General features: G+C 62.1%; 19 protein-coding genes. 9 read left to right on the plus strand and 10 right to left on the minus strand.

The genetic code is table 11. From position 1 onward, the window contains the following. Positions 1-6: 6 nt before the first annotated feature. Positions 7-1,938 carry a protease modulator HflK gene (hflK, locus tag QF039_RS29245; RefSeq protein ID WP_307522004.1) on the minus strand — a complete coding sequence of 644 codons (1,932 nt, stop codon included), beginning with the start codon at positions 1,936-1,938 and terminating at the stop codon, positions 7-9. 184 nt (positions 1,939-2,122) lie between these two features. Between hflK and QF039_RS29250 the strand changes: the two genes are divergently transcribed. From QF039_RS29250 to QF039_RS29275, 6 genes are read left to right on the plus strand one after another with little or no spacing between them, the layout of a single operon-like run. Continuing rightward, on the plus strand, positions 2,123-2,746 hold the full coding sequence (locus QF039_RS29250) for a CDP-alcohol phosphatidyltransferase family protein (RefSeq protein ID WP_003213515.1): 624 nt from the start codon (positions 2,123-2,125) through the stop codon (positions 2,744-2,746). A 10-nt stretch (positions 2,747-2,756) separates the two neighbouring features. Beyond that, on the plus strand, positions 2,757-4,511 hold the full coding sequence (locus QF039_RS29255; protein ID WP_307522006.1) for a bifunctional alpha/beta hydrolase/class I SAM-dependent methyltransferase: 1,755 nt from the start codon (positions 2,757-2,759) through the stop codon (positions 4,509-4,511). A 3-nt stretch (positions 4,512-4,514) separates the two neighbouring features. Further along, complete coding sequence (locus QF039_RS29260; RefSeq protein WP_177116560.1) at positions 4,515-5,813, plus strand: phosphatase PAP2/dual specificity phosphatase family protein; 1,299 nt, start codon at positions 4,515-4,517, stop codon at positions 5,811-5,813. After that, on the plus strand, positions 5,803-6,246 hold the full coding sequence (locus tag QF039_RS29265) for a hypothetical protein (protein ID WP_003213520.1): 444 nt from the start codon (positions 5,803-5,805) through the stop codon (positions 6,244-6,246). Before QF039_RS29260 ends, QF039_RS29265 begins: the two co-directional genes overlap by 11 nt. Positions 6,247-6,255: 9 nt before the next feature. Further along, on the plus strand, positions 6,256-6,876 hold the full coding sequence (locus tag QF039_RS29270) for a 1-acyl-sn-glycerol-3-phosphate acyltransferase (protein WP_003213522.1): 621 nt from the start codon (positions 6,256-6,258) through the stop codon (positions 6,874-6,876). 1 nt (position 6,877) lies between these two features. Then, positions 6,878-7,810, plus strand: coding sequence for a phosphatidate cytidylyltransferase (locus QF039_RS29275; RefSeq protein WP_063033761.1), 933 nt, complete (start codon positions 6,878-6,880; stop codon positions 7,808-7,810). A 301-nt stretch (positions 7,811-8,111) separates the two neighbouring features. Here the strand turns inward: QF039_RS29275 and QF039_RS29280 are convergent, their stop codons facing one another. After that, positions 8,112-8,585, minus strand: coding sequence for an Lrp/AsnC family transcriptional regulator (locus QF039_RS29280; protein WP_026078018.1), 474 nt, complete (start codon positions 8,583-8,585; stop codon positions 8,112-8,114). A 145-nt stretch (positions 8,586-8,730) separates the two neighbouring features. Between QF039_RS29280 and QF039_RS29285 the strand changes: the two genes are divergently transcribed. The 3 genes from QF039_RS29285 (at position 8,731) to pbpC (ending at position 17,561) form a co-directional block, all read left to right on the plus strand. Continuing rightward, positions 8,731-9,360, plus strand: coding sequence for a LysE family translocator (locus QF039_RS29285; RefSeq protein ID WP_134327568.1), 630 nt, complete (start codon positions 8,731-8,733; stop codon positions 9,358-9,360). Positions 9,361-9,439: 79 nt separating this feature from the next. Beyond that, positions 9,440-15,283, plus strand: a complete 5,844-nt coding sequence (locus tag QF039_RS29290) for an alpha-2-macroglobulin (protein ID WP_307522010.1) — start codon at positions 9,440-9,442, stop codon at positions 15,281-15,283. Continuing rightward, the gene (pbpC, locus tag QF039_RS29295; protein WP_177068632.1) at positions 15,264-17,561 is read left to right on the plus strand and encodes a penicillin-binding protein 1C; all 2,298 of its coding nucleotides are present in this window, start codon (positions 15,264-15,266) and stop codon (positions 17,559-17,561) included. The genes QF039_RS29290 and pbpC overlap by 20 nt, the downstream gene beginning before the upstream one ends. On the opposite strand, the gene QF039_RS29300 is transcribed toward pbpC, so the two are convergent. The 8 genes from QF039_RS29300 to atpG all read right to left on the minus strand — a co-directional run bounded on the left by QF039_RS29300 (position 17,562) and on the right by atpG (position 26,527). After that, positions 17,562-18,728 carry a hypothetical protein gene (locus QF039_RS29300; protein WP_307522013.1) on the minus strand — a complete coding sequence of 389 codons (1,167 nt, stop codon included), beginning with the start codon at positions 18,726-18,728 and terminating at the stop codon, positions 17,562-17,564. Next, positions 18,725-19,306, minus strand: coding sequence for a LemA family protein (locus QF039_RS29305; RefSeq protein WP_003213535.1), 582 nt, complete (start codon positions 19,304-19,306; stop codon positions 18,725-18,727). The genes QF039_RS29300 and QF039_RS29305 overlap by 4 nt, the downstream gene beginning before the upstream one ends. Before the next feature lie 161 nt (positions 19,307-19,467). Then, on the minus strand, positions 19,468-21,300 hold the full coding sequence (gene glmS, locus QF039_RS29310) for a glutamine--fructose-6-phosphate transaminase (isomerizing) (RefSeq protein ID WP_003213537.1): 1,833 nt from the start codon (positions 21,298-21,300) through the stop codon (positions 19,468-19,470). 10 nt (positions 21,301-21,310) lie between these two features. Next, positions 21,311-22,078, minus strand: coding sequence for a DeoR/GlpR family DNA-binding transcription regulator (locus QF039_RS29315; RefSeq protein WP_003213539.1), 768 nt, complete (start codon positions 22,076-22,078; stop codon positions 21,311-21,313). 228 nt (positions 22,079-22,306) lie between these two features. Next, the gene (gene glmU / locus QF039_RS29320; protein ID WP_307522017.1) at positions 22,307-23,674 is read right to left on the minus strand and encodes a bifunctional UDP-N-acetylglucosamine diphosphorylase/glucosamine-1-phosphate N-acetyltransferase GlmU; all 1,368 of its coding nucleotides are present in this window, start codon (positions 23,672-23,674) and stop codon (positions 22,307-22,309) included. Between the two features lie 115 nt (positions 23,675-23,789). Next, entirely contained in the window at positions 23,790-24,215 is a 426-nt protein-coding gene (locus tag QF039_RS29325; RefSeq protein ID WP_008439541.1) for a F0F1 ATP synthase subunit epsilon, read from the minus strand. A 44-nt stretch (positions 24,216-24,259) separates the two neighbouring features. Continuing rightward, complete coding sequence (gene atpD / locus QF039_RS29330) at positions 24,260-25,639, minus strand: F0F1 ATP synthase subunit beta (RefSeq protein WP_003213545.1); 1,380 nt, start codon at positions 25,637-25,639, stop codon at positions 24,260-24,262. A gap of 27 nt (positions 25,640-25,666) precedes the next feature. After that, positions 25,667-26,527, minus strand: coding sequence for a F0F1 ATP synthase subunit gamma (gene atpG / locus QF039_RS29335; RefSeq protein WP_003213547.1), 861 nt, complete (start codon positions 26,525-26,527; stop codon positions 25,667-25,669). Positions 26,528-26,548 lie beyond the last annotated feature (21 nt).

Below are 26,548 nucleotides of genomic sequence, written 5' to 3' on the forward strand. Positions count from 1 at the left end.
AACTCCTTATTGAACGGCTTTACGCGGCACCGCAGGGTCGGCCGGTAAGGTAAAGGAACGCAGATCGATGGTCGGTGCGCCACTGGCGCCCAGGCGATGATCAAGAATGAGTAACTTGGCGTGAGCCAGGCCCTGGCTCAGTTGGCTCAGGTACTGCTCCAGCACGAACGCCTGGCCGGCTTGTTGATAGGCCTTTTTTTCGGCGCTGAAACGCAGGTCTGCTGCCTGGGCGCCGGCGCTGACTTCATGGGCCGTGGCCTGGGCCTGGTCGCGGGCGGTACTGGCTTGCAGCAACGCCTGGTTGGTCTGCTCACTGGCAGCGCCGCGCTCCCGGGAAATCAGCGCCTGGGCGCCGATCTGCGCAGCTTGCACCGCGTGGTAGGCATTCGCCGCACCGGAGGGCGGGTGAATGGCTTCCACCACGGTGGCGAGAATTTCCACGCCGCTGTCGAGTGTCTTCAGGTCCGCTTGCACCGCCTGGCCAATTTGATCGGCGAGGCTGTTGCGTTCCTCACCCAGCAATTCATCAAGGGTTCGCGAGGCAAACTCGTGCACCAGGATGCGGCTGGCGGTACTGCGGATCAGCGTGGGCACATCGGCGCTGTTATAGGTGGCGGCGAGTGCGGCCTGGTCGGTCAAGCCGATGCGGTACACAAAGCGCACGTCCATATTGACGATCTGGACGCTCTGCTTGTCGCCGCTGCTGCTGGCGATCACCTGGGATTTGTCATTCACATGGCTGGCGTCCCACAGGCGGTTGGCGATCAGCGGCGCCGGGCCCTCGGCCGGAGCGACGTCGGTGTTTGCCGCTTCGCCAACGCTGGTGGCCAGCTCATGGACCACGCCGTTTTCCACGTTCAGTACGCGACCCAGCGGCCACGGCAAACCGGCATGCAGGCCAGGCCCGAAGACCTCCACCGGCTTGCCAAAGCGTTCATAGATCCCACGGCTTTGCAGGGCGACTTCATGCACGCCGGTCAGCAACCAGCCTACGGCCAGCACCACCACCAGCACTGGCAGGAATGCCCGGCGCATATAGGTGAAGGCCCAGATCTGCCGCAGGTCGATGCCGAAACGGTTGTGCAGTTCGTGCTGCAAGGCGAGCAACGGTTGCGGCGGCCAGCGCAGCATCCCGGCGATAAAACTTTGCGCCATCAGGCGCGGTTCAAGCCGCCCCTGGCGCGGGCTGAACAGCGACAGCAGGCCTCTTAGCAGAAACTCCAGCGCCACCAGGGCCGGCAACAGGCCGATCAACACGGCCAGGCGCAGAGGCCACTCGGACTCTTCACCGGCAAACAGCAGACAAATCGCACTGATCACCAGGCAGATAATCGCCACCCGGCTCAGTTGCGCCAGTTGCACCGCTTCCGGCCATTGGGCGGTGCTTTCCTGGGCCATGCGCCGTTCAAACACCAGCAAGCCGAACGCCAGTGCCAAGGCAATGGCGGCGCCCACACTGGCAGCCTGGCCCAGCGCCGCGGCGGGCAAGGTCAAGCTCCAGAATTCCAGAACGCTGAAGAATGCCAGCAACGACCAGCTGCACAGCCAGAACACCGGTGCGCCAATCTGCACCAGCAAGCCGTTACCGACGCGACCGAACTGCCGGTTTAGCCAGCCAGGTTCTTCTTGTGGCAGCGGCGGTTCGATCAGCCGTGCAGCCGGCTCCTCCAGCGCCATGGCCCGCCAATCCGCGACCCACCACGCCGATTGCAAGCCAGCCACCAGCACCAGCAACGCCGAGGCGCAGTTGATCAGCACCACCGGCCAGATCGACAGCGGGGCGAACAGCGCCACAAACAGCGCCAGCATCCAGCCGCCGACCGCCAGCACCGTCAGGCCAATGCCGGCCTGCCTTAACCGGCGGGCATGAAACAACCCCTGCTGAAAACGCGGCAGCCCTTCGATGGCCACGTCATCAGCGTCTAGATCCACTCGCATCCCCAAACGCCCACCCAGAAACAATTAGTTACTCTATAACCCGAAGCGTGAAATTTTTGTTTGGTTTCACACAGATAGTGACGAAAGCCCCAGAAACACGAGCCATCACTGGTTTCAGCGGTGATAAATCGGCACACTCCCCAGAGTTTTTCGCGGGCTTACGGACAAGGAAGCGTCACTCCCCATGATTTCGATCTATCAGCTTAAACCGCGTTTTCAGAACCTGCTGCGCCCGCTGGTGCAGCGCCTCTACGACAACGGCACCACCGCCAACCAGATCACCGTGCTGGCCGGGGTGGTTTCCCTGCTGGTGGGATTGCTGATTGCCGGCTTCGCACAACATGTGTGGCTGTTTGCGCTGATCCCGCTGTGGATGATCCTGCGCATGGCCCTCAATGCCATCGACGGCATGCTCGCCCGGGAATTCGGCCAGCAGTCGCGACTCGGCGCCTACCTCAATGAACTGTGTGACGTGATCGCCGACAGCGCACTGATCCTGCCGTTTGCGCTGATCCCCGAGGTCAGTCTGGCGCCGGTGTTGCTGGTGACGCTGCTGGCGGTGTTCAGCGAATACGCCGGCGTGCTCGGGCCGATGGTCGGGGCTTCCCGGCGCTACGACGGCCCGATGGGCAAGAGCGATCGGGCGTTTGTGCTCGGGGTGCTGGCCACCGGCGTGGCGCTGGGTTGGCTGGGTGCCGGTTGGGTCGAAGCGGTGATGTGGCTGGTCGCGGCGTTGCTGGCCTACACCCTGGTCAACCGTGTGCGCCAAGGCTTGAAAGAAGAAACGAACACCTCCCCTTCTGCATAAGGATTTTGCGATGCGTGAACAGCAAGAGCACACCTTCAGCACCCATGACGGGGTGGAGCTTTTCTACCGTCATTGGCCCGCCACCGCACCCGCGGGCTTTGCGCCGCGCAAGGCGATCTTGCTGTTCCATCGCGGCCACGAGCATTCCGGTCGTATCGCCCACCTGGTGGAAGAGCTGAACCTGCCGGAGTTCGACTTCTTCGCCTGGGACGCCCGTGGCCACGGCCAATCCCCCGGCGCGCGCGGCGACAGCCCGAGCTTCGCCACCAGTGCGCGGGACGTGCAGACTTTCGTTGACCATATCCGCAGCGCCTACAACATCGAGGAAGAACACCTCGCAGTGATCGCCCAAAGCGTCGGCGCGGTGATCGCGGCCACCTGGGTGCACGACTACGCGCCGAAGATTCGCTCGCTGGTACTCGCCTCCCCCGCATTCAAGGTCAAACTCTACGTGCCCTTCGCCCGGCCGGGCCTGGCGTTGATGCGCAAGTTTCGCGGCAACTTTTTCGTCAACAGCTACGTCAAGGCCAAGTTCCTGAGCCATGACCCGGAGCGCGTGGCGTCCTACGACAGTGATCCGCTGATCACCAAAGCCATCTCGGTGAATGTGCTGTTGGGCCTGTACGAAGCGGCCGACCGGGTTGTAGCCGATGCCCAGGCAATTCAGGTACCGACCCAACTGCTGATCTCCGGCTCGGACTTTGTGGTGCACCGCAAACCCCAGCAGCAGTTTTTCGACCGCCTCGGCAGCTTGAAGAAAGAGCTGCACATCCTCCCCGGCTTCTTCCACGACACCCTCGGTGAACGTGATCGTGCCGTGGCCTTGAGCAGCGCCCGGCGCTTTATCCTGCAGAACTTCGAACACCCGCTGGACCGCGCCTCCTTGCTGGATGCCGACAGGATTGGCCTGACCTGCGCCGAATCCGAGTCCCTCGCCGCGCCGTTGCCACGCAACTCCCTGCGCGACCTGTACTGGCGCATGACCCGCGCCAGCATGGGCCTGGGCAGCAAACTGTCGGATGGCGTGAAGCTCGGTTTCGACACCGGCTTCGACTCCGGCAGCACCCTGGACTACGTGTACCGCAACAAACCCACCGGCAAAGGCGGGCTGGGGCGGATGATCGACACCAACTACCTGAACTCCATCGGCTGGCGCGGTATTCGTCAGCGCAAGTTGAACGTGGAAGAGCTGCTGCGCCTGGCGATGGCCAAGCTGCGGGACGAGCAGCGGGAAGTGCGAATCGTCGACATCGCCGCCGGGCATGGTCGGTACATTCTGGAAGCCTTGCAGGGCGTTTCGCCGTTGCCGGAATCGATCCTGCTGCGGGACTACAGCGATATCAACGTGCGCGACGGTGGCGCGCTGATTCGTGAAAAAGGGCTGGGGGATATCGCCCAGTTCGTCAAAGGCGATGCGTTTGACCGGGCGGACCTTGCGGCGCTGGAACCCAAGCCGACGCTGGCGGTGGTGTCCGGGCTATATGAACTGTTCGCGGATAACGCGATGGTCGGTGGCTCGCTCGCCGGCTTGGCCGAAGCCGTGGAGCCAGGTGGTTATCTGGTGTACACCGGCCAACCGTGGCACCCGCAACTGGAACTGATCGCCCGCGCCCTCACCAGCCACCGCCAGGGCCAGGCCTGGGTAATGCGCCGGCGCAGCCAGGCGGAAATGGATCAACTGGTGGCAGCCGCCGGTTTCCGCAAGATCACCCAGCGTGTGGATGAGTGGGGGATTTTCAGCGTGTCCCTGGCACAGCGAGCCTGACCCATGCGTGAACCGGGCCTGTTGAAACCGGCGGTGCTGTGGCTGCTGCTGTTGGCGCCGCTGTTTTTCAGCACCTACGGCTTTGCCACGTGGGTCACCAGCCAGCGCAGCGACGTGGGCACGATGGTGTTCGGCTGGGAAACCCATATCCCGTTCTGGGCCTGGACCATCGTGCCCTACTGGTCGATCGACCTGCTCTACGGTTTCTCCCTGCTACTGCCAAGCACCCGCCATGAACTGAAACAACATGCCTTGCGCCTGCTGACGGCCCAAGTGATTGCCGTCACCTGCTTCCTGATCTGGCCCTTGCGCTTCACCTTTGAAAGGCCGGCGCTGGACGGCGTGTTTGGCTGGCTGTTTGCGGTACTCGCCGGGTTCGACAAGCCGTTCAACCAGGCGCCGTCATTGCACATCGCGCTGCTGGTGGTGCTGTGGATAATGTATCAGCGGCATAGCCAGGGCCTGTGGCGCTGGCTGGTGCATGGCTGGTTCGCGTTGATCGGCCTTTCGGTGCTGACCACTTATCAACATCACTTTATTGACTTACCCACAGGCGCCCTCGCCGGCTGGATGTGCGTGTGGCTGTGGCCGCTGGAACATCCGAGCCCGCTGCTGAATGCCCAGCTGACCAGGGACCGCCAGCGTTGGCGCCTGGGGCTGCGCTATGGCTTCGGGTCGCTGGTGTGTTTGATCCTGGCGTTTTCCCTTGGCGGCGGCTGGTTGTGGCTGCTTTGGCCGGCGGTATCCCTTGGCTTGATGAAGGCGAATTACCTGGTACTGGGCGTTGCGGGATTTCAGAAACGCGCCGACGGACGACTCACTCCGGCGGCGCGCTGGTTGTTGGCGCCTTATCTGGTGGCCGCCTGGATCAATTCCCGCCTGTGGACACGTAGACATCCACAGCCCGATCAGGTTGTGGATAACGTTTGGCTGGGGCGAATTCCCACCAGCGGCGAGCTGGGATCATTCAAGGCGGTGGTCGATCTGTGCGCCGAATTGCCGATTAATCCACAGGGTCGCGCCTATTACAGCCTGCCAGTGCTCGACCTGACGGCGCCCACTGCAGCGCAATGCGTGGAAGCCGCCCAAGCGATAGAGCGGCTACGCTCAGCCGGACCTTTGCTGGTGTGCTGCGCCCTCGGTTACTCACGCAGCGCCACCGCCGTGGCTGCATGGCTGCTGCATACCGGGCGCGCAGGCAATGTCGACGAGGCGGTGGCTATTATTCGTACAGCACGCCCACGTGTGGTCCTGCATTCCGCTCACCGTGAAGCCCTGGAGGGTTTAGCCCATGCCCGCTGATATGGAATTACAGGTCGTCGCCAGCCTGCTGCGGCGGGGCCGTTCCCTGGATCAGTTATCCACAGGCCTGACCTTGCTCGGCGTACTGTTCGGCCTCGCTCAACTGCTGATGGCCAGCATCACGCCGGTCTGCCTGATCCTCAGCCTGTGGATGATTGTGCTCGGGCTGCTGGAAAAATACTGGGCGCTGCGGGTGGCCTTCGACGCCGACCTGTTCGCCCTGCTCGCCCGCGACACCGACCGCACGCCCGACTTCGACCAGGCCATGCAAACCCTTGGCCTGCAATCCGCCAAACGCGCAGGCCGCCCCTGGACCGAGCGCCGTCGCGGCGCCCTGAAACTGTTGCGCAAGCAAGCCTACCTGCTGGCGGCGCAAGTGCTGCTGACCGTGGCCGTCATCCTGGCCAGCCCCTGGCTGCCCTTCGCCGGATAAGGAATCCTCATGTTCGAACCCGTGGTCGCCACCCTGATTACCTCCATGGCCCGCACCGTCACCGGCGCCCGCAGCCTGTGGCTTGGCTGCGCGCCGGTGCCGGTGCAACGCATCTACTACGCCAACCACAGCAGCCACGGCGATTTCGTGCTGCTGTGGGCCTCGTTGCCGCAGAACCTGCGTAAATTCACCCGCCCGGTGGCCGGCAGCGACTACTGGAACACCAGCGCCCTGCGCCGCTACATCATCAACCGGGTGTTCAACGGCGTGCTGATCGACCGCGAGCGCAAGGACCCTGTGGATAACCCTCTGGCGCCGATGCTTCAGGCCTTGGAAAACGGCGACTCGCTGATCATCTTTCCCGAGGGCACGCGCAACCTGGAAGACGGCCTGTTGCCGTTCAAAAGCGGGCTGTATCACCTGGCCAAGAGTTATCCACAAGCCGAATTGATCCCGGTGTGGATCGCCAACCTCAACCGGGTCATGCCCAAGGGCCGTGTGCTGCCGCTGCCCTTGCTGTGCACCACCAGCTTCGGCGCACCGCTGCAACTGGAGGACGGCGAAGACAAGGCGCTGTTCCTCGCCCGCACCCGCGACGCCTTGCTCGCCCTTGCCCCGGAGCATTCCTGAGATGGATAGCCAAACCCTGATGTTGTTCGGCGGGATCGGCGCGATCCTGGTGCTCGCCTCGCTGATCGGCCTGATCCTCAAGCTGCGCACCCGTGGCACACCCAACGCGGTGATCGACAACCTCAACGCCCGCATCAATGCGTGGTGGGTGATGGTGGTGGTGATCGGCGTGGCGTTCTGGCTTGGCACCGGCGCGGTGATCCTGCTGTTTTACGCAGTGTCGTTCTATGCGCTGCGGGAATTCCTCACGCTGACACCCACCCGGCGCAGCGATTACCCGGCGCTGGTGGCGGCCTTCTACTTGGCGCTGCCGCTGCAATACCTGCTGATCTACTTCGACTGGTACGGGCTGTTCTCGATCTTTATCCCGGTGTACGTGTTCCTGCTGCTGCCGATCCTCGCGTCACTGGGCGGCGACAGCACGCACTTCCTGGAGCGGGCGTCGAAGGTGCAATGGGGGCTGATGATCGCGGTGTTCTGTGTGTCCTTCGTGCCGGCGCTGCTGACCCTGGATATCGTCGGCTACGAAGGCCGCAACCTGCTGCTGATTGCCTACCTGGTGATCGTGGTGCAACTGTCGGACGTGCTGCAGTACGTGTGCGGGAAGCTGTTCGGCAAACACAAGATCGCGCCCAACTTGTCGCCGTCTAAAACCGTGGAAGGGTTTGTCGGCGGGATTCTGCTGTCATCCCTGATCGGCGCGGCGCTGTGGTGGACCACGCCGTTCAATCCCTGGCAGTCGTTCCTGATTGCACTGTTGATCAACCTGCTGGGGTTTGCCGGCGGGATCGTGATGTCAGCGATCAAGCGCGACCGCGGCGTGAAGGATTGGGGGCACATGATCGAAGGGCACGGCGGGATGCTGGATCGGCTGGATTCAGTGTGTTTTGCCGCGCCGATCTTCTTTCATCTCGTGCGCTACTGGTGGACCTGACGACCACCTCCCTCCCCAAATCCACACAACCCCAGTGGCGAGGGAGCTTGCTCCCGCTGGAGTGCGCAGCGCTCCCAGGATTTTGGGGCCGCTACGCAGCCCAGCGGGAGCAAGCTCCCTCGCCACAACAAGCGTCCTTACCACAATAAGAAATCACCAGCCGGGAAGATGCCCCCGGCGTCATAATCTGATCGTTCCCACGCTCTGCGTGGGAATGCATCCGGTGACGCTCCGCGTCACGACTTTTAAAGCGAACGCGGAGCGTCCAGGGCGGCATTCCCACGCGGAGCGTGGGAACGATCTAGCCGGGAAGGTGACCCAGCGGCAATGCCCCGGGCGTCTTCACCGTCTGAATCGCGAAGTTGCTGCGGATATCGCTCACCCCCGGCAACTTTAACAAGCTCCCGGTCAGGAACCGCTCATACCCGCGCAAGTCCGGCACCACCACTTGCAGCAGGAAATCCGACTCCCCCGACACCAGAAACGCCGAAATCACCTGGGGCAGCGCCGTCACCGCCAACCGAAACGCCTCCGCCTGTTCGTCGTTATGCCGCTCCACTTTCACCCCGACAAACACCGTCAGCCCCAACCCGACTTCATCCCGGTCCAGGCTTGCCTGATAACCACGAATCACCCCGGCCTCTTCCAGCAGCCGCACACGCCGCAAGCAGGGCGAGGCCGAGAGGCCAATCTCGTCCGCCAGTTGCACGTTGCTCAGCCGGCCATCCCGTTGCAGGGCTTCAAGAATCTTGCGGTCAAATGCGTCCAGCTTCAGATTTGGCATAAGTGAAATGTTTCGCCCGAAAAAAGTGGCAGATTGTGCCAAGACTAGACGCTTTTCCATCTGACTACGCAAGCACCTGCCCCGGCCTTCGCCCCTAAAATTGCCCTACGAATCACCTACCGCAATGGGCAGGCACATGGCAGAACTCTGGTTGTTTTTAGTCGCGTTGGCAGTGGTGTACCTGCTGCCCGGCCCGGACATGATCCTGCTGCTGCAAACCGGCGCCCGCCAGGGCAAGGCGATGGCACTGGCAACCGCAGGCGGCTTGGGCCTGGCGCGAGCCTGCCACGTGGCGCTGGCGGGGATGGGCCTGGCGACCCTGTTCAAGGTCGCACCCTGGACCTTCGATGTGGTGCGCCTGGGCGGTGCGGCATATCTGCTGTGGATCGGCGTGCAGTGCCTGCGCTCAAACCTGCTGCCCAACCTGAACGCCGGGCACAGCACGGCGCCGGCGCATGCCTGGCGCGAAGCCTTCCAGCGGGGGTTGCTGACCAACCTGCTCAACCCCAAGGCGCTGCTGTTCTGCTCCGTGCTGCTGCCGCAATTCATTGATCCACATGGCGCATCGGTGACGGCGCAGTTTGCGCTGCTGGGGGCGATTCTGGTGGCGGTCGGCCTGGGATTCGACAGTTGCTATGGATTGGCCGGCGCAAGAATCGGCCGCTGGCTGGAGCGCAGCCCGTCCGCCCAGCGCCTTCAGCAATGGCTGTTTGGCAGTCTTTTGATCGGTTTTGCGATACGCCTCACCTTCGTACAGCAAGCCTGAGCTTTGCGGCGCATTTGCCGTCATCTTTTGTATCAAAGAGACGTGTAAGATACGCGACACATTGCCAGGGATGCTCACCATGTTTGATTCGTTAAAAGCGACCAGCCGCCGTTTTTTCGGGGCCTTGATCTCAGTGGTGAGTGTCCTGTTCAGCGCCGTTCGATGGCTGGCACGCAGCCTGTTCGGCCAGTGGCAGCCGCCGCGTTGGCTGCAAGCCACAGGCAACGGCCTGGTCAACGTCGGCCACAAGGCCCGGGCTTATCCGCGCCAGGCTGCGGGCGGCGCGCTGGCCCTGGTACTCGTGCTGGCCGCGGGCTTTTACGGCTGGCACTGGTATTCCCACCTGCCTCAGCCCCACACCGTGGGTTATTCGCTGCACAAGCCCAACCTGACGGATTACACCCAGCCGCAACCGGTTGTGGATAACTTGCAGGTACGCTTCGCCGAATCCGTGGCCCCGCTGGCAGCCATCGGCAAGCCGGTCACCGAAGGCATCACCCTCAAGCCTGCCATCGCCGGCGCCTGGCGCTGGGCGGATGACCGCAGCCTGGTGTTCACCCCGGAAAAAGACTGGCCCGTCGACGCCCACTACACCATCGACCTGGCCAAGAAAACCCTGTTGGCCGACGGCGTACTGCTCAGCCAATACACCAGCCAATTCTCCACCCAGCCGTTCCGCGCCACCTTGACGCAAAACGAGCTGTACCAGGACCCGAGCAACGCGACGCAGAAACAGCTGGTAGCGACCTTCCACTTTTCCCACCCGGTAGACGAAGACAGCGTACGCAAACGTGCCTCGGTCGCCCTCGGCAAAGGCTTGGCCTACCGCGATGCGCAACTGCCCAATCGCCCGGAAATCACCTTCGACGAACACAAGCTCAACGCCTTTGTGCGCTCTGCCGCCCTGGCCACCCCACTGGAAAGCACCCCGGTCAGCGCCAAGCTCGATGAAGGCCTCAAGGCCCGTGATGGCGGCAATCCCAGCTCGGCACCGCTGGTGGCCGAAGTCACCGTGCCCGGCCGCTATCGCCTGACCTTTACCGGCGCCGAAGTCAGCTTTGTCGACAACGAGCGCGGCGAACCCGAGCCGGTGTTGATGTTCAGCAGTTCCAGCGCCGTGGCCGACGAGACCATCGCCAACAAGGTGCAGGCCTGGATGCTGCCGGAAAAAGCCGAGGACGATACCCGCCCCTGGAACCTGCAAGACATCGACGACAAGCTGTTGGCCAGCAGCACCAAGGTCAAGCTGACCCACGTGCCGAGCGTCGAACCGCTGAACACCCTGCACGCCTTCAAGTTCAAGGCCCCGCCGGGCCGCGCCCTGTATGTGCGGGTGCCGGCCAACCTGGAAGCCATCGGCGGCTACCTGGCGAAAAATCCGACAGCCTCTCTCGTGAGCATGCCGGCTTATCCACGCACGCTGCAGTTCCTGTCCGACGGCGCCCTGCTCAGCCTCACCGGCGAAAAACGCCTGGGCTTCATGGCCCGTGGCGTACCCGGCGCCCATGTGGAAATCGCGCGCCTGCTGCCCAACCAGTTGCAACACCTGGTGGACCAGAGCAGCGGCAGCTTTGCCCGACCGAATTTTGCCAATGACTACTTCGACCGGATGGTGGAGCGTCAGAGCCTGGACATTCCGCTGTCGGCTGGCGACCCGTCGAAAACCGTCTACGACAACGTCGACCTGAGCAACTACCTCACGGCCAACGGCGGCCGCCGGGGGATTTTTGTGCTCAAGCTGAGCCCGCAGGACGACCCGGCCGATCGCACCTTCGACTACTCGCGCAACACCACCAGCGACCTGCGTTTCATCGTGGTCACCGACTTGGGCATCATCGCCAAGCGCTCCAGCGATGGCAGTCACGATGTGTACGTGCAGTCCATCGGCAACGGCTCGCCGGTGTCCGACGCCCAGGTCGATATCATCGGCCGCAACGGTTTGCCGGTCGCCAGCGGCCATACCGACGCCGAAGGTCATGCGCACTTCGCCAAGCTGGATGAACTGCGCCGTGAGAAAACGCCGTTGATGTATGTGGTCAGTCGCGGCAATGACCAATCCTTCCTGCCGATTGCCCGTCAGTCGCAACAGCTGGATTTGTCACGCTTTGATGTAGGCGGCCTGGAAGAGGACGGTGCGATCAATCGCCTCAGCGCCTACCTGTTTACCGATCGCGGCCTGTACCGGCCCGGCGAGACCGCGCACCTGGGCATGATCGTGCGCAGCGGCGACTGGAAAGGCGCCCTGCAAGGCCTGCCGGTTGAGTTGCAGATCACCGACCCCCGTGGCCTTGAGGTGATTCGCCAGCCGTTGAAACTGTCGGCCAGCGGTTTTGAAACCTTCGATTTCCCAAGCAGCGAAGTAGCCCCATCCGGCGATTACACCGCGACCCTGCAACTGATCGGTGAGAAGCAGCGTCGTACCGACCTGGGCAGCGTCAGCTTCAAGGTCCGCGACTTTGAACCGGACCGGATGAAAGTCAGCCTGAGCCTGCACGATACACCGGTGCTGGGCTGGATCCCGCCGGACCAGGTGGTGGCCAAGGTCACCGCGATGCACTTGTTCGGCGCTCCGGCGGCGGGTCGTCGCGTCACGGCGAAAATGTCTCTGAGCCCGACGCTCGCGGCCTTTGATCGCTACCCGGATTACCGCTTCCGCCTGAATGACTCGCTGGAAGAAGCCAGCTCCGAAGACCTGGCCGAAACCACCGTCGACGACAATGGCCAGGCGGTGCTGGACCTGAACCTGCAACGCTTCGCCAACAGCACCTACCGCCTGCAAGTGATGACCCAGGTGTACGAAGCCGAAGGCGGTCGCAACGTCGCCGCACAAAGCGCATTGCTGGTGTCGGCGGCGCCGTACCTGGTGGGTGTGAAGAGCAAGGATTCGCTGTCTTTCGTCGCCAAGGACGCCCCGCGTGAAGTGCAATGGCTGGCCGTGGCGCCAGACCTTACGCCAGTCGCAGTCGACGGCCTGACCAGTGAAGTGGTCGAGCACCGCTACGTCTCGGTGCTGGTGAAGCAATCCAACGGCACCTACAAATACGAGTCGCGCATCAAGAACATCAGCCAGCCTGCCTCGCCGCTGGTGATGACCAAGGACGGCGCCAAGCAAACCCTGAACACCGGCACCCCGGGCGATTTCACCCTGCAACTCAAGGACGCCAACGGCAACCTGCTGAACCAGATCGACTACAGCGTCGCCGGCCGGGGCAACACCTCGCGCTCCCTGGAGCGCAACGCCGAACTGCAACTGCGCCTGGATAGACGCAGCTACGCCACCGGTGATGAGATCGCCATCAGCATTCGCGCGCCGTACACCGGCGCCGGGTTGATCACCATCGAGCGGGACAAGGTCTACACCCAGCAGTGGTTCAAGGCCGACAGCACCAACAGTGTGCAACACATCCGCGTTCCTGCGGGGCTTGAGGGCAATGCCTACGTCAACGTGCAGTTCGTACGGGACATTGGTTCGTCCGAGGTCTACATGAGCCCGCTGTCCTACGGCGTGGTGCCGTTCAGCATCAACCTCGACGCGCGGCGCATGGCGCTGAAAGTCGAAGGCCCGGCGAAGATCGAACCGGGGCAGACCCTGGACATCAAGGTCAACGCCGACCGCCCTGGCCGCGCAGTGGTCTACGCGGTGGACGAAGGCATCCTGCAAGTGGCGCGCTACCAGACGCCGGACCCGTTGGGCTTCTTCTTCCAGAAGCGTGCACTGGAGGTCGGCACCAGTCAGATCCTTGACCTGATCCTGCCGGAATTCAGCCGCCTGCTCAGTGGGGCGGCGCCGGGTGGCGATACGGAAGGCGCCCTGGCCAACCACCTCAACCCGTTCAAGCGTAAACATCAGCCGCCTGTGGCCTGGTGGTCTGGCCTGGTGGACTTGCCGGCCGGTGAAACCGTGCTGCACTACCAGGTTCCGGACAGCTTCAATGGCAAGCTGCACCTGTTTGCGGTGGCCGTGGACAGCGACAGCGTGGGCGTCAGCGAGGCCAACACCGAAGTGCGCGGGCCGCTGGTGATCACGCCGAACGTGCCGGCCTTTGTCGCACCGGGGGATGTGTTCAGCGTCAGCGCCGGGGTGTTCAGCAACCTGGACGCGGCGGCGGACGTGAAGTTTGAAGTGCAGACCAGCGATGGCCTGCAGGTGCAAGGCGACAAGGCCAGCACCCTGGCCCTGCAACCGCGCAAGGAAGGTGTTGCCGAGTTCAAGATCAAGGTTGGGGAAACCCTAGGCTCGGCCGACTTGCGCTTCGTCGCGGTGCTGCCGGATGGCAAGCGTATCCAGGTGGCGGAAACCACGTCGATCCGACCCTTGAGCGAGCATCGGGTGGCCCTGAGCCTGGGCCGTTTCGACAGCGCCAGCAAAGAGCTGAAACCGACCCGCGAGCTGTTCAGCCAGTTGCGCGATGTGCAGTTGGGCGTCGCCGCTTCGCCGCTGGTATGGGCCAACGGCCTCAAGCATTACCTGGATGACTATGGCTACGCCTGCACCGAGCAATTGGTGTCCAAGGCCATGCCGGCGTTGATCTGGGGTGGTAACGCGCCGGAGGCCGAGCAAGCCTTCAGCGGTGCGGTGCGCATGCTGCGTCAACGGCAGAACCAGGCCGGCGGTTTCGGCTTGTGGGCGGCCAACCCGGATGTGGCGCCGTATGCCAGCCTGTACGCCACCGACTTCCTGATCGAAGCCAGGGAGCGCGGGCTGCCGGTGCCGGAAGACCTGCTGCAACGTTCCAACGCGTACCTCACCGACCTGGCCAACGGCCCGAGCGAAGGCCTGTCGGAATTGCGCAACCGCGCCTACGCCAGTTACCTCCTGAGCCGTCAGGGGATTCTGGTGAGCGGCGCCTTGAGCGATATCCGCGAGCGCTACGAAAGCTACTTCAAGGACACCTGGCAGAACGACATTGGCGCGGCGTACCTGGCCGCCAGCTACAAGCTGCTCAAGCAGGATCGTCAGGCCGATACCTTGTTCCGCAAGGTGCCGTGGCTTTCCCTGTCGGATAAATGGAACAGCGACGGCCTGTATTACGACCCGCTGGTGCACGACGCCGAGCACCTGCATTTGCTCGCGCGGCACTTCCCGGAAATGCTCGACGATGTGCCGACAAGCCTGCTGGATAAACTCGGCAAGCGTCTCAACGAGCAACGCTACAACTCGCTGTCGGCGGCACTGTTGCTGCGGGCCCTGGACAATTACGGCCAGCGCGCCCAAAGCGACATGACCCTCAAGGCCACCGCATGGCTCAGCGACAAGCAGCAACAGTTGTTGCAGATGGCCGGCCAGCCGCCACGTGCGGCGGTGCCTGCCGGTACGCAAAAACTGCAGATGGAAAAATCCGACGGCCCGGCGGCGTTCTACATGCTGAGCGAAGCGGGCTATGACAAGGGCGCCAACCTCAAGCCGATCAACAGCGGCCTGGAAATCATCCACGAATACCTCGACCTCAAAGGCAATCCAGTCAGCAAGGTCGCGGTAGGCGATGAGTTCCTGGTGCGCCTGCGCTTGCGCGCCACCGACCGTGATCAGGTGCAACAAGTGGCGGTGGTCGACCTGCTGCCGGGCGGCGTCGAGCCTGTGTATAACTTGCCGCCGGAGCCGGAAGCGGCCAGCACCGAGGAAAGCGAAGGCGACGATTCGGAGTACGTTGAAACCGGCGAAGACACCGAAGAAGCCGACGCCTGGCAGGCGCCGATTGGCGAGACCGACTTGAGCAACTGGCAGCCGGACTACGTCGACGTGCGTGATGACCGAGTGGTGTTGTACGGCACCGCGCTGCGGGATGTAGGCACCTTCGTGTACCGCGTGCGCGCCACCAACGCCGGTACCTTCAATACGCCACCGGCCTACGCCGAGGGCATGTACGAAACCACCCTGCAAGGACGCGGCAAAGTAGGCCAGCTTGAAATTACCAAGCCTTAAAAGCCTCACGCCGCTGCTGGCAGCGGCGGTGATTCTGGCGGGGCTGCGCTTGTGGCCCCATGCACCGCTGGAACAGGCGGCCAGTTCATCACGGGTGGTTTTGGCCGATGACGGTTCGCTGCTGCGCATGACCCTGGCGGCTGACGGGCAATATCGCCTGTGGCTTCCCCTGGAACGGATTTCTCCGTCACTGGTGGAGGCGTTGCTGCTCAAGGAAGACCGCAATTTCTACTGGCACCCGGGGATCAATCCCCCGGCGTTATTGCGAGCGGCCATGGCCACCTATAGCGGCGGCCAGCGCCAAGGCGGCTCGACCTTGAGCATGCAACTGGCCAGGCGCTTGTGGGATCTCAATACTCGCCAAGTGCCCGGCAAGCTGCAGCAGATGGCCCTGGCACTGTGGCTGGAGGCGCGTTACAGCAAGCACGACATCCTTGAGGCCTACCTCAACCTGGCGCCCATGGGCGGCAATATCGAAGGTGCCGAAGCGGCCAGCCGGATCTATTTTGGCAAGTCAGCGGCGCAGTTGTCCTTGTCTGAAGCCCTCGCGCTGGCCGTGATTCCCCAGCAACCGGGTCGTCGGGCGCGCTTTGGGCCTTCCCTGCAAACCGCCCGGCAACGGCTGATGGCCGACTGGCGGGAAACTTATCCACAGGACCCGCGTAACGACAGTTTGCTGGACCTGCCGCTGGAAGCCCGCAACCGCCAGCAGATCCCGTTTCTCGCGCCGCACCTGAGCGAACAGTTGCTGGCCTCGCAAACCGGCAATGAGTTGAACAGCACCCTCAACCTGGCGCTGCAACAATTGCTGGAACGGCTGATCACCGGCTTCATCGCCGAGCGCCGCAGCAGCGGCGTGGAAAACGCCACGGCGATCCTGATCGACAGCCGCGACCAGAGCGTAAAAGCCCTGGTGGGCTCGGCAGACTACTTATCCACAAGCATCCACGGCCAGGTCAACGGCGTGTTGTCGCGGCGCTCGCCGGGCTCCACCCTCAAGCCATTCCTGTATGGGCTGGCGCTGGACCAAGGGGTGATCCACCCCATGAGCATCCTCAAGGACATGCCGAGTAACTTCGGCTACTTCCAGCCGGAAAATTTCGACGGTAGTTTTGTCGGTCCGGTGACAGCCCGCGACGCGCTGATTCGCAGCCGCAATATTCCGGCGGTGTGGCTGGCCAGCCAAACCCGCTCTCCGTCACTCTACGGATTGCTGCAAAGGGCCGGGATCAAGGGCCTGCGCGGCGAAAGCCATTACGGCTTGGCGCTGGCATTGGGCGGCGGCGAGATGACGCCCGAGGAGCTGGCGCGGCTGTATGTGATGCTGGCTGGTGACGGGCATTTGCGGCCGCTGCGCTATTTGCAGGAACAGCCGCAAACCACTGGCGCCCAGCTACTCACGCCGCAGGCCGCGTTTATGGTGCGCGACATGCTGCGGCGCAACCCGCGCCCGGACGGGCTGCCGGGGCGCCACTGGCGTACGGCCTGGAAGACCGGCACGTCATGGGGTTTTCATGATGCATGGAGCGCCGGCCTCGTAGGCCCGTACGTGCTGGTGGTGTGGGTGGGCAACTTCGATGGCCGTCCGAATCCTGAGTTTATCGGTGCGAAAACTGCGGCACCGCTGTTCTTCCGTATCGCCGACGCCCTGCCGCTGGCCTTGCCCAATGTGGTGATCAAACCCGACAAGCCGCCCGCCGGGCTGATCCGCATCGACGTCTGCGCGGCCTCTGGTGACTTGCCCAACCGTTGGTGCCCACGTACCCGCAAGACCTGGTACATCCCCGGCGTGTCACCGATTCGGGTGTCCAACCTGCACCGCCCGGTGCTGATCGACACCCGCACCGGCAAGGCCGCGTGCCCGCCGTTCGACCCGCAGTACACCCGTGAAGAAGTCTTCGAGTTCTGGCCCAGCGATGTGCAGCGGCTGTTCCGCGCCGCCGGGCTGCCCCGGCGTACGCCGCCCAATGTGCAGAAAAGCTGCCAACCCAACCGTGTCGGCGATCAAAGCGAAGCGCCACAGATTCGCTCGCCGCTGACCCAGGTCAGCTACCACCTGCGCCTGTCCCAGCCCCAGGAAAGCATCCCGCTGAACGCCAATGCGGCCAGTGATGCACTGACGCTGTATTGGTTCGCCGACCAGACCCTGATCGGCCAGGGCCCGCCGCAAACCACGCTGAACTGGCGGCCGGGTAAGTCGGGGGAGTACCGGTTGCGGGTGACTGACGATCAGGGCCGCAGCGCCAGCCGAGGCTTGAAGGTTGAGTTTGTACCCTGATCAGGCGTCTTCGTCGCCTAAACCGGCAGTGCCGGCATCTTTTGCGAAATGCTTGTACGCCACCCCCAGCTTGCGTTGCTCAAAGATCGAAAACACCAGGGTGCCCAGCAGAATCATCATCCACACCAGGAACACCTTCATGGTGTCCACCTGGGCCACCACCAGCAGCAAGGTCACTACGCCGCCAATCACCATGCCCAGGCCCATCCAGGCGCCCAGCACGCGGCCTACCGCCAGGCGCATGCCCGTGGGCAGCAAGAGCCGCAGCGCGAGCAACACCACAAACATCGTCAGCAAGAAGCCAAACGCGGCCATGAAAGGAATCACGAAGCCATTGTCACGGTACAACCAGGCCAGAAACCGATAGGCGGGATTCAGCTCTGCCATTTGCTGGTAGGTGGCGGGGCCCGGCAAATGCAGTTGGGCAAAATGTTCCGGCGTCATGGCCATGATGCCGACGCCGATCAAACCCACCACCACCGCGTAGAAACCACCGGCGCGCCACAGCGGCGCCAGCACACGGCGGTTTTCCACCTCCTTGGTCTCGGCCAGGCCGAAGACCGCGTCAGGTTGCCGGCCCTGGGCAATCACCGTCTTGCCCGCACGCTCGCAGGCGTCGCCAATCAGCATCACCTGCATATCGTGGGTGAGGAGCAGTTCGCCCTGGCGGCGGGAGCTGCTGATCCATTCATGGTCGTCAGGGCGCTTCTTGCCGAACAGGTCGATACCCTCGGCAATCACTGTCACTTCACCGGTGGCGTCCTGCAGGCGGAAGTCATTGCAGCGAGCCTCGGCCGAGACCTGGCTCCAGCTCCAATCGCCATCCTTGTCTTTGGTGCCTTCTTCGATGACCCACACGTAACCCGCGCAAGGCTTGCCGTGGACCGGGGAGATCAGCGGCGAGTCGACGATCACCTTGCCGTTCACCTCCACCAGCCCCATGGCCAATGAGCGTATCTGGCTGGTGGCCAGGCGCTGTTCGGTGCGATAGAAATTGGGGCCGAAGCTGGCCAGCAGTCCGATCAGGATGCACACAGGAAAAAACAGCGCCACCAGGATCGTCGGGGCGTAGACCATCAGGCCAATAAAGCCGGCGAGAAAGACCAGTGCCACCAGGGTTTTCCACGCTGGTTTTTTTGTGACAACCCCTGCCTGGGTGGTTTTCATGCCCCCGGCACCTCAAGCTTCACGCCGTCGTAGCGGGTTTCTTCGGCGCTGATGGCCAGCAGCGGAATGCGCTGATAGCCGAGCATCTTGGCGAAGAACAGATCAGGAAAAATCGCGATGGCGATGTTGTAGAGGTTGACCGACTCATTGAAGAACTCGCGACGGTCGGCGATGCGTTCCTCCACTGCCGAGATCGCCTGCTGCAACTCGACCATGTTGGGGCCGGAGATCAGCGTCGGATAATTCTCGGCCACTGCAATCACCGACTTGAGCGCCGTATTGAGCTGGTTGGAGGCATCGACTTTATCGGTGAGGCTGCTGGCGTTGAGGTACGCGGTGCGGGCGTCGCTGAGGCGGGTGAACAGCGCGTTCTCATGGTTCATGGCGGTTTGCACCACGCGCATCAGGTCGGGAATCTGGTCTGCCCGCTGCTTGAGCAGCACGTCGATGTTGGCGAAGGCTTTATCCACATCGTTGCGGCGCATCACCAGGCCGTTGTAGACCCCCACCAGCCAGCCGACCAGGCCGACGACAATGATCAGCACGACGATACCGGCGATCAGCAGTTCGATGTTCATGGCGGCGGCATTCCCTGGCTAGTTATCCACAGGGCGCATTCTAGGGGTAAAGCAGGGGAATACTCCCGGAATTAGTCCACAGAAACGGCAAGACCCGATATCCGGTAGCCTGAAAAAGCAAAACCCCCGAAGAACGGGGGTTTTGGTGGTTCGGGTGCGGCTTATTCCACCGTCACCGACTTCGCCAGGTTACGCGGCTGGTCAACGTCGGTGCCCTTCAGCACAGCCACGTAATACGACAGCAGCTGCAGCGGGATGGTGTAGAGGATCGGCGACAGGGTGTCGTGGATGTGCGGCATGTTGATGACGTGAGTGCCTTCGCCATTGGTCATGCCGGCCTTCTCGTCCGCGAACACGATCAATTGGCCGCCACGGGCGCGCACTTCCTGCAGGTTGGACTTGAGCTTCTCCAGCAGTTCGTTGTTCGGCGCGACGGTAACGACTGGCATGTCGTCATCCACCAGGGCCAGCGGACCGTGCTTGAGCTCACCGGCCGGGTAGGCTTCGGCGTGGATGTAGGAGATTTCCTTGAGCTTGAGCGAACCTTCCATTGCCACCGGGTATTGCGCACCACGGCCGAGGAACAGGGTGTGGTGTTTGTCGGCGAACAGCTCAGCGACTTTCTCCACGGTGCTGTCCATGGCCAGGGCTTCACCCAGGCGGGCCGGCAGGCGGCGCAGTTCTTCGACCAGGTGTGCCTCGACGCCTTCGCCCAGCGTGCCGCGAACCTGGCCCAGGGACAGGGTCAGCAACAACAGGCCGACCAACTGGGTGGTGAAGGCCTTGGTGGATGCCACGCCGATTTCACGACCGGCCTGGGTCAGCAGGGTCAGGTCGGACTCGCGCACCAGCGAGCTGATGCCGACGTTGCAGATCGCCAGGCTGCCGAGGAAGCCCAGTTCCTTGGCGTTGCGCAGGGCGGCCAGGGTGTCGGCGGTTTCACCGGACTGGGAGATGGTCACGAACAGAGTGTCGGGCTGCACCACCACCTTGCGGTAGCGGAATTCGCTGGCGACTTCGACCTGGCACGGGATGCCGGCCAGTTCTTCCAGCCAGTAACGTGCGACCATACCGGCGTGGTAGCTGGTGCCGCAGGCGACGATTTGCACGTTGCGCACTTTGGCGAACAGCTCGGCAGCTTGCGGGCCGAAGGCTTGCACCAATACCTGGTTCTGGCTCAGGCGACCTTCCAGGGTGCGTTGCACCACGGCCGGTTGCTCGTGGATTTCCTTGAGCATGAAGTGGCGGAACTCGCCCTTGTCGGCGGCTTCGGCGCCGTCACGATACTGCACGGCCTCACGTTCCACGGACTGGCCGTCAACGTCCCAGATCTGCACGCTTTCACGGCGGATTTCGGCGATGTCGCCTTCTTCCAGGTACATGAAGCGGTCAGTCACCTGACGCAGGGCCAGTTGGTCGGAGGCGAGGAAGTTCTCGCCCAGGCCCAGGCCGATCACCAATGGGCTGCCGCTGCGGGCGGCAACCAGGCGGTCAGGCTGGCTGGCGCTGATCACGGCCAGGCCATAGGCGCCATGCAGTTCCTTGACGGTGGCCTTGAGGGCATTGGTCAGGTCGCCGATGTCCTTGAGCTTGTGGTTCAGCAGGTGGGCGATGACTTCGGTGTCGGTGTCCGAGGTGAAGACATAACCCTGGCCTTTGAGTTGTTCACGCAGCACTTCGTGGTTTTCGATGATGCCGTTGTGCACAACCGCCAGGTCACCGGAGAAGTGCGGGTGAGCATTGCGTTCGCACGGCGCGCCGTGGGTGGCCCAACGGGTGTGGGCGATACCCAGGCGGCCTACCAGCGGCTCACCGGCCAACGCTTGTTCGAGTTCGCTGACCTTGCCCGGGCGACGCATGCGCTCAAGCTTGCCGGCGTTGGTAAAGAGCGCCACACCGGCGCTGTCGTAGCCACGGTATTCCAGGCGTTTGAGGCCTTCGAGCAAAATGGCAGTGACGTTTCGTTCAGCGACTGCGCCAACAATTCCACACATGGTTTCTCTCCTAGATGACTGCCGCGCAAATCAGCGTGATGCCGCGGGCTTGAATCTGGTCGCGGGCCTCAAGTGGCAGGCGATCATCGGTAATAAGGGTATGGACGCTGCTCCAGGGCAGTTCCAGGTTGGGGATCTTGCGGCCAATCTTGTCGGACTCGACCATCACCACCACTTCGCGGGCGACTTCGGCCATGACGCGGCTCAGCCCCAGTAATTCGTTGAAGGTGGTGGTGCCGCGCTCCAGGTCGATGCCATCGGCACCAATAAAGAGCTGGTCGAAATCGTAGGAACGCAGTACCTGTTCGGCGACCTGGCCCTGGAACGAGTCCGAATGCGGGTCCCAGGTGCCGCCGGTCATCAACAATACCGGCTCGTGTTCCAGGTCGCTCAAGGCGCTGGCCACGTGCAGGGAGTTGGTCATCACCACCAGGCCGGGCTGGTGCCCCAGTTCGGGGATCATGGCGGCGGTGGTGCTGCCGCTGTCGATGATGATGCGCGCGTGTTCCCGCAAACGCCGGACGGCCGCACGGGCGATGGCGCGCTTGTAGGCCGAAATGGGCTGTGCCGGATCACCGACCAGTTCCTGAGGCATGGTGATGGCGCCACCGTAGCGACGCAGCAACAGACCGTTACTTTCGAGGGCAGCCAGGTCCTTGCGGATGGTGACTTCCGAGGTTTCGAAACGCTTGGCCAATTCGTCCACGCTGACTTCACCTTGCTCGGTGAGCATGGCAAGGATGTTGTGGCGACGTTGGGGTGTATTTCGTTTCGACATGGTGATGATAAGTTTCGTTTCGAAAGATAACGAAGGCAATCAAAACCTATTCATTCAAAATGGTCAAGCATGCGACTGAGTTTTTTGAATCAACACAGATAAAAATGTGGGAGCGGGCTTGCTCGCGAAGGCGGTGTGTCAGTCGGCGCATGTATCAACCGAAAGACCGCCTTCGCGAGCAAGCCCGCTCCCACATGCGTACTGCAGTGTTTCTGGGTTGTGGATAACTCAGCTCTTCTTGATTTTGACCGGGCGTTTCCAGCCGTCGATGTTGCGCTGGCGGGCGCGGGCCACGGCCAACTGGGACTTATCCACATCCTGGTTGATGGTGGAACCTGCGGCGGTGTTTGAACCATCACCGATAGTGACGGGGGCGATCAGCGAGTTGTTGGAGCCGATAAACACGTCTTCGCCAATGGTCGTCTGGTACTTGTTGGCGCCGTCGTAATTGCAGGTGATGGCGCCTGCGCCGATATTGCTGCGCGCTCCGATCACCGCATCACCGAGGTAGGCCAGATGGCCGGCCTTGGCGTCGTCACCCATCCGGGCGTTTTTCAGTTCGACAAAGTTACCCACATGGGCCCTGGCTCCCAGCACGCTGCCCGGACGCAAACGCGCGAACGGACCCGCATCACTGCCCTCGCCCATCACCGCACCGTCGATATGGCTGTTGGCCTTGATCACCACACCCTTGCGCAGGGTGCTGTCCTTGATCACGCAGTTCGGCCCGATCACCACGTCGTCTTCGATGACCACGCGGCCTTCGAGGATCACGTTGATATCGATCAGCACGTCGCGGCCAACGGTGACGTCACCCCGCACATCGAAACGTGCCGGATCACGCAGCGTCACGCCCAGCGCCATCAGGCGGCGGCCTTCACGCAGTTGGTAGTGACGCTCCAGCTCCGCCAGTTGCTTGCGGTCGTTGGCGCCCTGCACTTCCATCGGGTCGTGGGGCTGTTCGGTGGCGACCACCAGGCCATCGCTGACGGCCATCTCGATGACGTCGGTCAGGTAGTACTCGCCCTGGGCGTTGTTGTTGGACAAGCGGCTCATCCAGTCAGCCAGGCGGTCAGCCGGCACAGCGAGGATGCCGGTGTTGCCTTCAGTGATGGCGCGCTGGGCTTTGCTGGCGTCTTTATGCTCGACGATGGCGGCGACCTTGCCGTCAGCGTTGCGCACGATGCGACCGTAGCCGGTCGGGTCGTCCAGCTCGACAGTGAGCAGGCCCATCTGGCCTGGCACCACGTGCTTGAGCAGGCGCTGCAAGGTTTCCACTTCGATCAGCGGCACGTCACCGTAGAGGATCAGCACGGTGTCGGACTTGATGAACGGCACGGCCTGCGCGGTGGCATGGCCGGTACCCAATTGCTTGTCCTGCAATACGAAATTCAGGTCATCCGCCGCCAGCCGCTCACGCACCACATCGGCACCGTGGCCGATCACCACATGAATGCGCTGTGGATCCAGCTGCCGGGCGCTGTGGATAACATGGCCAAGCATGGAGTTGCCGGCAACCGGGTGCAGCACCTTGGGCAGGGCCGAACGCATGCGGGTGCCCTGGCCTGCGGCAAGAATTACGATTTCGAGAGACATGAATGGCTACCAATCCTGGGCGGTCAGACTTCAGACCAAAGAAGTGTTTTGCAAAAAAAGAAAAAGGGTAGCCGAGGCTACCCTTTTTAATCAATCACGCATGAGGCTTGACGGCTTAGCCGCCAAACTTCTTGCGGATCTGCTGGACGGTGCGCAGCTGAGCTGCGGCCTCGGCCAGACGTGCAGCAGCAGAACCGTAGTCGAAATCTGCGCCTTTTTCGTTCAGGGCCTTCTCGGCAGCCTTGACGGCTTCCTGAGCGGAGGCTTCATCCAGGTCGGCAGCACGTTGCACGGTGTCGGCAAGTACCTTGACCATGTTCGGCTGAACCTCGAGGAAACCACCGGAGATGTAAAACACCTCCCGTTCCCCGCCCAGCTTGGTCAGAGTGATCGGACCAGGCTTCAAGGATGTAATCAATGGCGCGTGGCCAAAGTTAATACCCAGGTCGCCCAGTTCGCCGTGTGCAATCACACTCTCGATCTGACCGGAGAAGATTTCCCCTTCCGCGCTGACGATATCGCAATGGAATGTCATAGCCATCTGCTTGCCTCAACCTGATTAGCGCCCGTTACCGGGCGCCGGAATTACAGTTTCTTGGCTTTCTCGATCGCTTCTTCGATGCCGCCGACCATGTAGAACGCTTGTTCTGGCAGGTGGTCGTAGTCACCGTTGAGGATGCCTTTGAAGCCAGCAATGGTGTCTTTCAGGGAAACGTATTTACCCGAGGCACCGGTGAAGACTTCAGCCACGAAGAACGGCTGCGACAAGAAGCGCTGGATCTTACGAGCGCGGGATACCAACTGCTTGTCGGTTTCCGACAGCTCGTCCATACCCAGGATCGCAATGATGTCCTTCAGTTCTTTGTAACGCTGCAGAACGTACTGGACGCCGCGAGCGGTGTCGTAGTGTTCCTGGCCGATGACGTTCGGGTCCAGCTGGCGCGAAGTCGAGTCCAGTGGATCGACCGCTGGGTAGATACCCAGGGAGGCGATGTCACGGGACAGTACGACGGTGGCGTCCAAGTGGGCGAACGTGGTCGCTGGCGACGGGTCAGTCAAGTCATCCGCAGGTACGTATACCGCTTGGATCGAGGTGATCGAACCGTTTTTGGTCGAAGTGATACGCTCTTGCAGAGTACCCATCTCTTCGGCCAGGGTCGGCTGGTAACCTACTGCGGAAGGCATACGGCCCAGCAGTGCGGATACTTCAGTACCGGCCAGGGTGTAACGGTAGATGTTGTCGACGAACAGCAGAACGTCGTTACCTTCGTCACGGAACTTCTCGGCCATGGTCAGGCCGGTCAGTGCTACGCGCAGACGGTTACCCGGCGGCTCGTTCATCTGACCGTAAACCAGTGCCACTTTGTCCAGAACGTTGGAATCCTTCATCTCGTGGTAGAAGTCGTTACCCTCACGAGTACGCTCACCCACACCGGCGAACACGGAATAACCGCTGTGCTCGATGGCGATGTTACGGATCAGTTCCATCATGTTTACGGTTTTGCCTACACCGGCACCACCGAACAGACCGACTTTACCGCCCTTGGCGAACGGGCAAACCAGGTCGATAACCTTGATGCCGGTTTCCAGCAGGTCGTTGCCGCCCGCTTGTTCCGCGAAGGAAGGCGCAGGACGGTGAATGCCCCAGCGCTCTTCGGTGTCGATTGGACCGGCTTCGTCGATCGGGTTACCGAGGACGTCCATGATCCGGCCCAGGGTCGCTTTACCGACCGGTACGGAGATGGCTGCGCCAGAGTCAGTGACTTCCAGACCGCGCTTCAAGCCTTCGGTGGAACCCATTGCAATGGTACGAACCACGCCGTCGCCCAGCTGCTGCTGAACTTCCAGGGTGGTGCCTGCATCGCTTTTGACTTTCAAAGCGTTGTAGATGCTCGGTACGCTGTCGCGTGGGAATTCCACGTCGATAACGGCGCCGATGATTTGAACGATACGTCCGCTACTCATAGCTGGATCCTCTGAATATTTGAACCGTTAAACCGCGGCAGCGCCGCCGACGATTTCCGAGATCTCTTGGGTGATCGCAGCCTGACGCGCCTTGTTGTAGATCAGCTGCAAATCGCTGATCAAATCACCGGCGTTGTCGGTAGCGTTCTTCATCGCGATCATCCGCGCAGCTTGTTCAGCCGCGTTGTTCTCGACCACCGCCTGGTACACCTGCGACTCCACGTAGCGCACCATCAAGCCGTCAAGCAGCTCTTTGGCGTCTGGTTCGTAGAGGTAGTCCCAGTGGTGCTTGAGTTCTTGTTCCGGGGCGGCCACCAATGGAATCAACTGCTCCACGGTAGGCTGTTGCGTCATGGTGTTGATGAACTTGTTGGATACCACGGAGAGGCGGTCAATCCGGCCTTCCAGGTATGCATCCAGCATCACCTTGACGCTGCCGATCAAATCATTGATCGACGGTTCTTCACCCAGGTGGCTGATAGCTGCAACGACGTTACCGCCGAAGTTGCGGAAAAAGGCCGCACCCTTGCTACCGACCACACACAGATCGATCTCGACGCCTTTTTCGCGGTTTACCGCCATGTCCTTGACCAGGGCCTTGAACAGGTTGGTATTCAAACCACCGCACAAACCACGGTCACTGCTCACCACGACATAACCGACGCGCTTTACTTCGCGATCGATCATGAACGGGTGGCGATATTCCGGGTTGGCGTTGGCCAGATGACCAATAACCTGGCGGATACGCTCCGCGTAGGGACGGCTAGCAGCCATGCGCATTTGTGCCTTGCGCATTTTGCTGACCGCCACTTTTTCCATGGCGCTGGTGATCTTTTGCGTGCTTTTGATGCTCGCAATCTTACTGCGAATCTCTTTTGCGCCTGCCATGTAACACCTATCAGGTTAGCA

Origin of the sequence: Pseudomonas sp. W2I6 (assembly GCF_030815935.1) — a bacterium.
Classification (GTDB): Bacteria; Pseudomonadota; Gammaproteobacteria; order Pseudomonadales; family Pseudomonadaceae; genus Aquipseudomonas.